The 10,027-nt window shown below is 46.4% G+C and carries 11 protein-coding genes and 1 tRNA gene; all 12 read left to right on the top strand.

The genetic code is table 11. From position 1 onward, the window contains the following. Positions 1-50 precede the first annotated feature (50 nt). The 12 genes from BRW83_RS09920 to BRW83_RS09855 all read left to right on the top strand — a co-directional run bounded on the left by BRW83_RS09920 (position 51) and on the right by BRW83_RS09855 (position 10,006). Positions 51-455 (top strand): hypothetical protein, encoded by a 405-nt coding sequence (locus BRW83_RS09920; RefSeq protein ID WP_036602543.1) that lies wholly within the window; start codon positions 51-53, stop codon positions 453-455. A gap of 16 nt (positions 456-471) precedes the next feature. Then, the gene (locus tag BRW83_RS09915) at positions 472-708 is read left to right on the top strand and encodes a hypothetical protein (RefSeq protein ID WP_145814918.1); all 237 of its coding nucleotides are present in this window, start codon (positions 472-474) and stop codon (positions 706-708) included. A 446-nt stretch (positions 709-1,154) separates the two neighbouring features. Then, positions 1,155-1,868 carry a BRO-N domain-containing protein gene (locus BRW83_RS09910; RefSeq protein WP_050757685.1) on the top strand — a complete coding sequence of 238 codons (714 nt, stop codon included), beginning with the start codon at positions 1,155-1,157 and terminating at the stop codon, positions 1,866-1,868. A gap of 442 nt (positions 1,869-2,310) precedes the next feature. Continuing rightward, positions 2,311-2,679 carry a helix-turn-helix domain-containing protein gene (locus tag BRW83_RS09900; protein WP_005879653.1) on the top strand — a complete coding sequence of 123 codons (369 nt, stop codon included), beginning with the start codon at positions 2,311-2,313 and terminating at the stop codon, positions 2,677-2,679. Further along, the gene (locus BRW83_RS09895; protein ID WP_005879655.1) at positions 2,676-3,011 is read left to right on the top strand and encodes a type II toxin-antitoxin system HicB family antitoxin; all 336 of its coding nucleotides are present in this window, start codon (positions 2,676-2,678) and stop codon (positions 3,009-3,011) included. The genes BRW83_RS09900 and BRW83_RS09895 overlap by 4 nt, the downstream gene beginning before the upstream one ends. A 242-nt stretch (positions 3,012-3,253) precedes the next feature. After that, positions 3,254-3,793: a hypothetical protein gene (locus BRW83_RS09890; protein ID WP_005879657.1), complete on the top strand. Its 540-nt coding sequence runs from the start codon at positions 3,254-3,256 to the stop codon at positions 3,791-3,793. Positions 3,794-4,084: 291 nt separating this feature from the next. Beyond that, positions 4,085-4,161: transfer RNA gene (locus BRW83_RS09885), tRNA-Ile, on the top strand. Positions 4,162-4,608: 447 nt separating this feature from the next. Next, entirely contained in the window at positions 4,609-4,947 is a 339-nt protein-coding gene (locus BRW83_RS09875; protein ID WP_005879660.1) for a hypothetical protein, read from the top strand. A gap of 3 nt (positions 4,948-4,950) precedes the next feature. Further along, positions 4,951-6,639, top strand: a complete 1,689-nt coding sequence (locus BRW83_RS09870; RefSeq protein ID WP_005879662.1) for a terminase large subunit — start codon at positions 4,951-4,953, stop codon at positions 6,637-6,639. 9 nt (positions 6,640-6,648) lie between these two features. Beyond that, entirely contained in the window at positions 6,649-7,878 is a 1,230-nt protein-coding gene (locus BRW83_RS09865) for a phage portal protein (protein WP_005879664.1), read from the top strand. Beyond that, the gene (locus BRW83_RS09860; RefSeq protein WP_005879666.1) at positions 7,875-8,708 is read left to right on the top strand and encodes a head maturation protease, ClpP-related; all 834 of its coding nucleotides are present in this window, start codon (positions 7,875-7,877) and stop codon (positions 8,706-8,708) included. The genes BRW83_RS09865 and BRW83_RS09860 overlap by 4 nt, the downstream gene beginning before the upstream one ends. 65 nt (positions 8,709-8,773) lie before the next feature. Next, positions 8,774-10,006 carry a phage major capsid protein gene (locus BRW83_RS09855; RefSeq protein ID WP_005879668.1) on the top strand — a complete coding sequence of 411 codons (1,233 nt, stop codon included), beginning with the start codon at positions 8,774-8,776 and terminating at the stop codon, positions 10,004-10,006. The last annotated feature ends 21 nt before the right edge of the window (positions 10,007-10,027 follow it).

Genomic DNA, 10,027 nt, shown 5'->3' with positions numbered 1-10,027 from the left:
AGCGGGTTTGTCTGGGGTTTTATTGTTGGCCACTTCTTGTGAGGGTTTGAATGCAGAATTACGAACAATTAAAAACATTGGAAGTAATGAAAATGCTGAAGCCTGAACTAGATAACTGGATCAGATGGGGATTGGATAAGAGGTTTTACCCGAAGTCTTACACTTGCATCATGCGTTACGCTGTAAAACTTCCGGATCGCGGGGATCTCTGTGTTTGCGAGTATGTCCCGCCTGTTGACGTTCTAGCTGCCGAGGATATGGAAGATATCGTTCGAAATGTACCCAAGAAAAAGAGGGAAGCATTTTTGCTTTACGTACTAGGAAAGGCATCAGTAAACGAAAAGAGAGAAAAGGCAAAATGTAGGATGGACGGCGCAAGGGTATTGCGGATATCTGAAAGCCAATATAACCGTCTGGTGCGAGATGCTCTCAATCATATTGCACGTTGGTATTGAGGAATTTAATAAAAGTATGGAAAAAATTATTGATCAGGTTAAAAAGGCGAGTCCAGGAGACATTATTATCGTCAAGACTACCAAACCTTTAACAGCAGAACAAAGAGAAAATGTTATAAGCCAGATTTCCATGTTGGACGAGATGGGCGCGAAGTTTCTGCTTTGGGATGTTGATAGCTTGGAGATAGGGGTTATTTCAAAGGGATTTGCTGACGATAGCGATAGCAAAAGCGACGGCACCGCCAACAAGTAGCTTTATGAACCAGCCTTTTTCGTTTGGCAGGTTGTATTTTATAAACTCGTAAACCTTTGCCAGAAACGGTCTCTCGTAGCGCCCCGGGCTGATAAAGACAATTTGGCTATCAGGATCGTTTTTGGGGGGAGGTATGTATTTCCCCCGCCACCAATTTTTAATTTTTTCAATCATGTTGTTATGTTGACACAATCAGAACAATCAAGCTATCCTTCATATGCACCACAAAAAATGGTGCCGGGCTTGGTCGCTCGAATGTGTACGGCGGACGAACCGCCACCAGTGCGGTATTTTTTCGTCCACAGCATGGCTCCTTAATGGGCGGGTCATGCGGGAAGCCTTCGGGCTTGCCGGGTTCCGTACACCGGTCGACCAACCTGCATGGTCTGCCCACCCTCTTGGTCGGGGGTAGGTGGAAAAACAAACTACTTGTACGGAGTTATATCATGTCTAATCTCGCATTCCGCGGCATTACATTCAACGTCCAGTCTATCAACAATCGAATTTACATTTCATCTGCACAACTGGCTGCGGCGCTTGGCTATGCCAACGAAAATGCCGTAACCAAAATTTACAACCGAAATTCAGACGAATTTACCGACGAAATGACTCGCTTACCCAATTTGGGTAGCACGGCGAATTTAAAGGCTGAACGGCGTGTTTTTAGTTTACGAGGCGCACACCTTGTCGCCATGTTTTCCCGGACACCCATTGCAAAAGAATTCCGGCGATGGGTACTAGATGTATTGGATAGAGAAACAAACCTTCACCACAAACAACCAGAATTTGATTTACTAAATCAGAACGTCTTTCAAAAAGGAAGAGAAGCGGCATCAGATTTTTTTGAAAAATATCGCGATGCTGTCAGTAAAGGAAAGAGTCGTCCTGATGTAGATGTTCCGGAAGAAGTGCTTATCGGAATATTGGCAATGTCAATTTGGAAGCATGATTTCCTTCTTTCTATCGACTATGACGGAAGAGTGTGCGTTAGGCCGCGCCCATCTCCATACGATGGTTTAGCAAAGGCTATTGCTGACCCTACCAATATCGGCCTGAAAGACTCCACTATTGAAGAAATCGCGCAGGCCTGTATCACAGCTTTATCTCACCGTGCCAAACATCGTGACGCACTCATTTTGAAACTGCGAGGTGCGAAATGAGCCATGTAATTGATAGTACGTCGTGGTTTTTATTTGTTGTAGCGATGACGATTTTTTGGACGATATGAATTTTATGCCCGCTTCGGCGGGTTTTTATTTTGATTACCTTGGTGAAAATTAAAACGACTTTCTTGGAATATATCCAAAATTGATATATAATATCTAAAAAATAATATATTACTTAAATATTCTATGTGGCAAGTTCTCACAACAGGAAAAGCGCGGAAACAAAAAGACAAACTCCCAAAAAGCATGAGGGATGTATTGTATTTGCTGGAAAAAGATTTGACAGCGGGAGGGCCTGAATTAACAGGATGGCCGCATTTCGGAAAGATTGTTGGGAAGAAGGATGTATATCACTGCCACCTGAATAAGGGGAAGCCACGCTATGTGGCTATATGGAAAGTAACAGATAGAGAAATCAGATTAATAGAGGTACGATATGTTGGCACACATGAAAACGCAGATTACGGACGGATTGACTGAAATCAGTCTCACCGTACCGACAGAAATGGCGTCAAAGATATGTGACGCTATTTCAAGTCTATTGCAACTGGCAGATATACGACCAGTCAACGAAGAAGGCGATAAGCTTTACACAATAGACGAAGTATTTCCAGACGCTAATCCCGGCATGGCATTACGTGGTTTACGGGCCAGAGAAGAGATTACACAAAAACAACTGGCGGCCGTTCTTGGAATTCAACAGACACGGGTTTCAGAAATGGAAAACGGTGTTCGTCCTATTTCTGTGGATATGGCAAAGCGGATTGGGAAAGCATACAACATTTCTTATAAGGCATTTCTTTGAACAATATTATGATCATTGACGGGCAAAAGGCGGTTATCCAGTACGATCCGGAAATTGAAATGTTTCGAGGTGAATTTCTTGGCTTGTCTGGCGGCGCTGATTTTTACGCATCGGACATTGATGGGCTGAAAAAAGAAGGGAAGCGGTCTCTCGATGTCTATCTTGAAATGTGCAAAGAAAAGGGTATTGAGCCGTACAAGTCGTATTCAGGCCGTTTCAATATCCGGATGTCTCCTGAATTGCATGCGGAGGTTGCGATCAAGGCAGCGGCAAGCGGGAAGAGCTTGAATGATCTGGTTGTCGAAGCGGTTGCAGAGCATACACGACATTGAACACAGCATTAAAATTGACCGAAGTCAACAAACTGTAAATAAAGCCATGTTTATATTTACAGATGCGTCTTTTTGCCGTAAAATGGCATCTAAATTAGATATTGTGCATTAGTGCGTTTAGCGAAAACGATATCCTAAATTTTCAAGCTTGGAGGGTGTACCAGCCCACCGGGCTTTTTTTTAAATTAAATTCTTAGTGAGCCTCCGAAATTCGGGGGCTTTTTTTATGTCACAATCATGCGATGAAGAAAAAAGACTCAATTCCTTTTTACGCCTTTTATTCAGCAAAAGACGATATTGTTGAATACGCGTCAGAAGAGGCAAAAGAAACAATGGCAGCGATGACCGTTTCATACGGGTTTCTTCGTGGTGGCAGTGAAAAATTGCTTAATATTCTGCTTTCTGGTTCTGCTGGAGCGGTTTTACTTTTGCTTAATGATTTGAGGTCATCAACGTGGGGATGTATTTCGACAGGACTTCTTGTTTTCTCAGTACTTTGGGCAATCTTGGCAATTGTTCTACTGTGCCGGTGCATGATGGCAAAGGAGAGAAAATTGGGGTCATCAAGTCCCGCGCTTTTAATTTACAAAGATCCTGATACCGATGAGGAAATAGAGGCTGGCAAGATTAAACGTATTCGATTAGCTGCTCTCGAAAATGCAATAAATGAGATATCAACAATGTTGGAAACGATGGCAAAAACGCTTGACTACATTCGTATTCTTGCTATCGTTTCACCATTGATTGCAATAATCGCAAGTGCTGCATACATGGCAGTGTAGTCTATTTCTGCTTGTCTGATGGAGGGCGTTTTTTCAGCCCGTCAATGGAATCATAGACCATTCTTGATGTATCAGGTTGTCGCTTATATTGCGAAGTGCTTTCTTGTGTTGTTTTGCTATTATCACTTGGCTTGTTATCAGTATTTCCTGAATTATTATTTGACATAGAATTACCTTATATTAGTTGAGATAGACACTAGCTAATATAGCAGAAAGCTCGGCCTAACCAGTCGGGTATTTTTGTTTTTTAAAAGTGTGACCCTATAGCCCCTTAATCGGGGCTTTTTTTATGTGCCGGTAGCTCAAGTGGTAAGAGCTTCAAACTCATAATTTGACGGCTGATGGTTCAAATCCATCCCGGCATACCAATTCAAACATCTATATCGTGGCTCGCCTGAAATCATTAAAGCCTCAAGTAGCGCCAGCGGAGAATAAACTATCACGCATCGTCCCTGGATCGTGGAGAACAAGCGACCAGAGCGCGGCAAGCCGAGGATATGGACACGCATGGCGAAAGGCAAGGGAAAGATTCCTTCTGGCAAATCCATTGTGCGCTATGTGTACGGCTGAAGGAACTGTCAGACAAGCCACAGTTGTTGATCACAAGATACCTCACAGGGGTGATAAGGCGCTCTTCTGGGATAGTTCAAACTGGCAATCCTTATGTGACAAACACCACAGCAGCGATAAACAGAAAGAAGAGAACGCAAAGTTTTCAATGGGCGGGGGGGAGTGAAAAGTTTTAACTTTTTCGATTGAAAGACCCCGTTGGCTCCCATTCGCAGAAAAAAACCCCCATTTCAAAAGGAAATCAAATGGCTGGCGCAATAGGGCGAAGTGGCGGCGCTCGTGTGGGTGCTGGTCGCAAGCCGAAAAACAAAGAAACATCAAATGTTTTGAATTCTGAAAACAGCACTGCTGAACTGATGGACGGCAAGAAGCGTGATCCGCTTGAATTTCTCCTGATCGTTCAGAACAATCCTGCTGTTGACCCGGCATTGAGAGTTAGGGCTGCAATTGCAGCGGCGCAATATCTGCATACCAAGACGCACGATGGCGGTAAAAAAGAAGCAAAGGACGAGACGGCAAAAAAAGTGGCAACAGGACGTTTTGCCCCGAAAGCGCCGCCGTCTTTAAAAATAGTTGGGAAGTAATCAATGGAATGGACGACAGCATGCCATGACTGGAAAACAAGAATTGTTGCTGGGCAATCGCTTATTCCTTTTTCGCCGTTATTTGAATCAGAGGCAAGCGAGGCGCTCAATGTATTCGGGAGTTTGCGAATGGTTGACGCTCCCGGTATGCCGACAATGGCCGAAGTATCCAGACCGTGGGTAACTGATTTCGTCTCCAGTATTTTTGGCGCATATGATCCTGAAAGTGGAAGGCGGCTGATTCAGGAATTCATGATGCTGATCAGCAAGAAGAATGGAAAATCAACAGATGCCGCCGCAATCATGCTGACAGCGTTGATTTTGAATTGGCGTCAGTCCGGCGAGTTTATTATTCTTGCCCCGACTGTCGAGATTGCGAATAACTCCTTTTATCCGGCGCGGGATATGGTACGCGCAGACGAGGACTTAAGCGCATTGCTTCAGGTGCAAGACCACATCAGGACTATCACCCATCGCACAACAGGAGCGACATTAAAAGTGGTCGCTGCTGACAGTGAAACCGTTGGCGGTAAAAAGGCGATAGGCATACTGGTTGACGAATTATGGTTGTTCGGGAAAAGGGCGAATGCTGAAAACATGCTTCGTGAAGCGTGTGGCGGCCTTGCATCACGTCCCGAAGGGTTTGTTATTTACCTCACGACACAATCCGATGCGCCTCCGGCCGGAGTGTTCAGACAGAAATTGCAATACGCAAGGGATGTTCGAGACGGAAAGATTGATGATAATAAATTCCTGCCGGTGCTTTATGAGTTCCCGAATGAAATGCGGGATGAAAAACAATACCTCAACCCGGAAAACTTTTACATTACAAATCCGAACCTTGGCGCATCCGTAGATGTCGAGTTTTTGAATCGGGAATTTGAGAAAGCAAAATCAGCAGGCGAGGAATCATTACGCGGTTTTTTGGCAAAACATTTAAATGTCGAGATTGGGTTAAACCTGCAATCGGACAGGTGGGCTGGTGCCGATTTTTGGGAGGCCGAACAAGACAAAAATCTGACATCACTCGATGACCTGATTAATCGAAGCGAAGTAATTGTTTGCGGTATTGATGGCGGGGGTCTTGATGACCTGCTCGGGTTAGCGTTTATCGGACGAGAAAAAGAAACGCGCAAATGGCTTGTGTGGGTACACGCATGGGCGCACCGGATTGCGCTGGAAAGACGAAAAGAAATTGCCCCTGCATTACTGGACTTTGAAAAGCAGGGTGATTTAACGATAGTCACTAACCCCGGCGATGATATTTCTGATGTTTCAGACATGATCTGCTACGTGCGGGATACAGGTTTGTTGGCAGCGGATAAATTCCTGGGTGTTGATTCTGCCGGGATCGGCGACATTATCAATGAACTGACATCCGACGGAAGAGGATTCGGCATTGATCAGATGGTGGCAGTCCCGCAAGGATGGAAGTTGAACGGCGCGATCAAGACGACAGAAAGAAAAGTTGCAGGCGGAGAACTGGTCCACGCAGGCCAGCCAATAATGGCATGGTGCGTTGGAAATGCCCGGGTTGAAGATAGAGGGAACGCCATTCTGATCACAAAACAGGCATCAGGCAAGGCAAAAATTGATCCGCTGATGGCGGTTTTTAATGCGGTATCACTCATGAACATGAATCCAACGAGCGGAAAATCAGTTTATGAAGATCGCGGATTGAGATTCGTTTAGGGGAAGTGCATGGGATTACTTGATTTTTTCAGGCAAAAGCCAATTGCGGCAGAGCCGGAAAGAAGAGTTTCTGCTGAGGGTTCTTTGGCGGCTCCGCAATTTTTAGACGACCCTGAGTTTCTTGAATTTTTACGCGTCGGGGTAAAAGGTGGCGCATCCAATGATGCCTTGAAAAATACGGCTTGCATGCGGGCAATTTCAGTCATTTCAAACAGCATAGGTAGATTACCCCTTAACCTGATTTCAACATCACCAGACAAAACGCTTGCTGGAAATCATCCAGCCTATCGGCTTGTAAAAAGACGCCCAAACAAATGGCAAACACCGTTTGAATTTAAAAGCATGATGCAAACTCATGCGCTTTTGTCCGGTAACGGTTATGCGCGGGTGATTCGGTCGGCTGGGCGTCCAATTTGCATGATCCCGATGAAATTGGGAACTTGTGTGCCGAAACAGAGCGATGATTGGAATGTCCATTATGACTGGACGACGCCATCAGGTAATACGGTTCGGCTGGAATCGTCCGAGGTCTTTCATCTCAGGGGACTTACGACAGACGGACTAATCGGGTTGGCTCCCGTTAAATTGGGGGCTGAAGCCATCAAGCTGGCGCAAGATGCAGAACGTGCTGCGTCTAGAGTATTCAACACCGGAAATATGGCTGGTGGAGCACTGGAATTTCCGAATAATCTGAGTGAAACCGCATACGATCGCATAAAAACTTCAATGGAGGAAAATTATACCGGCGCTGAAAACGTCGGGAAATTTATGGTTATTGAAGGCGGCGGGAAAGTCGTCAAATTTAGCAGCACGGCAGCGGACGCGCAGCAGATAGAAAACCGTAATCACCAGATTGAGGAAGTGGCCAGACTTTATGGCGTTCCAAGGCCGCTTTTAATGATGGATGACACTTCATGGGGCAGCGGGATAAGCCAGCTGGGTATTTTTCTTGTCCAGTACACGTTAGCGCCCTGGTTTACTGCGTGGGAGCAGGCACTTGTCAGAGTATTGCTGACAGAAGAAGAAATGGAGCAGTATCAGTTTCAGTTCAACGAGGCGGCGTTGCTGCGCGGCTCGATGACGGAACAGGCAAACTTCCTTAGCAAAGCGTTGGGAGCTGGCGGACAAGCGCCGTGGATGACTCCTAATGAAGTTCGCGAAGTAGTCGACCTCCCACGGTCAAACGATTCTTCGGCGGACGAATTAAGGAACCCGATGACACAGAAAGGAAAACAATGAGTTTGATTGTATTGCCAGAAATAAAGTCTGATTTCAAGCTTTCGGCAGCCCAGTTTGATTTACGCCCCGACGCGGTTGACAGATGGTTACCGGATGTTAAATCTGCAACTGAAAGCGCAGCCACGATATCGATATTGGATACTATCGGTGAGAACATGGAAGGCGGGGGAATTACGGCAAAACGCATTGCAGCCGTTCTCCGCAATGCTGAAGGTTCGGATATTGTCGTCGATATCAATTCACCGGGTGGAAATTTCTTCGAAGGCGTCGCTATCTATAACCAGTTGAGAGAGCACAAGGGAAAAGTAACTTGCCGGGTTCTTAGTCTTGCGGCGTCCGCTGCTTCAGTCATTGCGATGGCTGGCGATGAAATTCTGATGGGGGAGGGCGCGTTTCTGATGATTCACAACGCTTGGGCCGTGGCAGTTGGAAACCGCCATGATTTAGCCGAAGCGTCCGCACTCATGACCCCGTTTGACGACGCAATGGCATCCCTTTACGCAAGCAGATCTGGCTTAGACAAAAAATTTGTCTCGGAAATGATGGATAAAGAGACGTGGTTATCAGCCGATCAGGCAATAGAAGATGGCTTCGCGACGGGAAAGATATCCGTTGAATCTGTCCACAGCGAAGGAGCCGGAAGGAAGAAACCACTCGCAATGATTGAAGCGGCGATGGCGAAGGCGGGATATTCGAGAAGCGCCCGTCGGGGAGCTTTGAAGTCGCTTTTTGAAAGCGGTACGCCGTGCGCTGCCGAACCTGCCAAGCCGTGCGCTGGCACTGAAGCAACAGCACTGATCAAGTCACTGTTGCATAGCATGAAAAACTAAACACTCAAACACTGAATGAAAACCGCCTCATTGGGCGGTTTTTTTATACATAAAAGGACAGAAAAATGACAGTACAAATTATTCGCGGTTTAGTCGACGTACGAGCCGAGGCAGGCACATCCGAAGTCAGGGCGCTTGTTGATGAAGTCAATAAAGCTTTCGATACGTTCAAGGCAGAGCATACCAAACAAATTGACTCGCTCAAAAAAGGGCACGATGATGCGCTTCAGGCACTGAAAGTCGACAGAATCAATGCCGACATTGACCGCCTCCAAAAAGAAATCGAGGACGCACATGTAAAAATTGCTGCTTCTCAAAATGCCAGTGTCGGCGGACGTAAAGTCAGGGACGCAGAATATACGGACGCTTTCAATGCCCACTTCAAAAAAGGAGAAATTCAGGCGGCCCTGAATAAAGGCGCATCTGATGAAGGCGGTTATCTGGCTCCAAGCGAATGGGATCGTACCATTGCTGACAAGCTGGTTCTTGTGTCACCAATGCGCCAGATTTGCTTTGTACAACCGACATCCAAGGCCAATTTCAAGAAACTGTTTAACCTGAAGGGAGCCACTTCCGGATGGGTTGGCGAAACGGCAGCACGTCCAGCGACATCCAATCCGACGTTCGCAGAACTGGAATATACCACTGGTGAGATTTATGCCAATCCAGCAGCAACACAGCAGATTCTGGATGACGCTGAAATCGATATTGAGACATGGCTTGCAGGAGAAGTACAGCAGGAATTCGCCTTTCAGGAAGGAGCTGCTTTTGTATCAGGCAATGGCACAAATAAACCGACCGGCATTCTGACGTATGTCACCGGTGGAACTAATGCGGCGAAACATCCCTATGGCGCAATTGCGGCTGTGAATAGTGGTTCTGCAACAGCTATTACGGCGGACGGCATTATTGACCTTATCTATGACTTGCCGAGCGTTTACACCGGCAATGCCAGGTTCACCATGAACCGCAAGACGCAGGGTTTTGTCCGAAAATTGAAAGACGGGCAGGGAAATTACCTGTGGCAGCCGTCCTATGTCGCCGGACAACCGGCCACACTATGCAATTTCCCGATCACTGAAATCCCGGATATGCCAGACGTTGCAGCGAATGCACTGCCAATCATGTTTGGTGACTTTAATAAAGGCTACATGATCCTTGACCGTATTGGTGTTCGCGTTCTCCGCGATCCATATACCAACAAGCCGTACGTTTCTTTCTACACAACCAAGCGTGTCGGTGGCGGCTTGCTTGACCCGCAACCACTGCGAGCATTGAAAGTTGCGGCGGGCGCTTAATCAGTAACGCAGGGGGTTTGC

This window comes from Oxalobacter formigenes (assembly GCF_002127965.1).
Taxonomy (GTDB): domain Bacteria; phylum Pseudomonadota; class Gammaproteobacteria; order Burkholderiales; family Burkholderiaceae_D; genus Oxalobacter; species Oxalobacter formigenes.
Note: the sequence above shows the minus strand (reverse complement) of the source record. Positions and strands in the feature narration are given on the sequence as shown.